Raw genomic sequence first — 1,093 nt, forward strand, 5'->3', positions numbered from 1 at the left:
CTCGCTCAACCGCCCGGGAGCCTCGTTCGTTCTGCCCTCACCCCGACCGCCAGGCCATCACCCGATCGGTGCCCACCCTGAAAACGCTCAGTGAGTAGCACGACGCCGACGGTGACGGCAGCGGGAACAGCCGCAACGGTGTCCCCTTCGGGACGGTGTTCACCGAGGCCGGAGCGGTCGAGATAGTGCCGTCGTGCCACGGGGAGTATCCAGGGTGGGAGGAACAGGACAACTGTGCCGAGTTCTATCCGAATCGGCTCGGGTTCAGCGCGCCGCAGGACGGCTTGTACGACACGTGAGGATCTACCGTCCACCGTTTGGGCTGGACCTGGAAGCCGCGCTGGCCAGGGTCTTTTCGGACGATCTCCAGGTCGCGGCCGAGGATCTGTGCGGCCCACTCGACCAGGCGACCGGCGAAGCCCTGGTCGGCCCAGATCTTCTTGACGCCGGGGTGGTCGAGCCTGGTCCAGAGCAGGGGCCGCTTCGCGCCGTCGCGGTCCTGCATGCTCGCCGCGACGACATGGACGGCCAGGAGCAGGCCGAGGGTATCGGTGACGCTGAACCTCTTGCAGCCCTTCACCTTCTTGCCCGCGTCGAATCCCCTGGTGTCGGCGGGGACGGTGTCGGCGGTGCGGACGGACTGCGAGTCGATCAGGCCCGCACTCGGCTCCGTGTCGCGGCCATCGGCTTCACGGACCTTGCAGCGCAGGGCGTCGTGGATGCGCTCGACGGTGCTGTCGTCGTGCCACCAGGTGAAGTACCAGTACACCGTCGGCCATGGAGCGAAGCCCTTCGGCAGCTGCCGCCAAGCGCACCCGGTCGGCACCACGTAGAAGATCGCGTTCACGATCCGCCGCTGCGGGTGCTTCTCCCACCGGCCACCTTCGGACCCACCGCGCTGCCGGCAGCAACGGCTCGACCAAGGCCCACTGCTCATCCGTCAGGTCCGACGGATAACTACCCCCAGGACCGCTCACGGTGCGCTCAGCGAACGCCTTAGAAGCCATCTCATTTGGCCAGCCGGCGATGGCAGATGAGTGCCGCGGCGATGGTGGCGAAGGCTGCGAAGTGGTCGGCTTTGCGTTCGTAGCGG

1 protein-coding gene is annotated in these 1,093 nt (G+C 67.2%); it reads right to left on the bottom strand.

Features of this window, described 5'->3' with window-relative positions; translation table 11 throughout:
• Positions 1–244 precede the first annotated feature (244 nt).
• Entirely contained in the window at positions 245–937 is a 693-nt protein-coding gene (locus tag AB0D08_RS40870; protein ID WP_359895447.1) for an IS5 family transposase, read from the bottom strand.
• Positions 938–1,093 lie beyond the last annotated feature (156 nt).

Origin of the sequence: Kitasatospora sp. NPDC048540, assembly GCF_040651175.1 — a bacterium.
Classification (GTDB): domain Bacteria; phylum Actinomycetota; class Actinomycetes; order Streptomycetales; family Streptomycetaceae; genus Kitasatospora.

Coding starts and splice junctions, on each gene's coding strand:
- AB0D08_RS40870 (WP_359895447.1), bottom strand. CDS start 937: ATGAGCAGTGGGCCTTGGTCGAGCCGTTGCTGCCGGCAGCGCGGTGGG.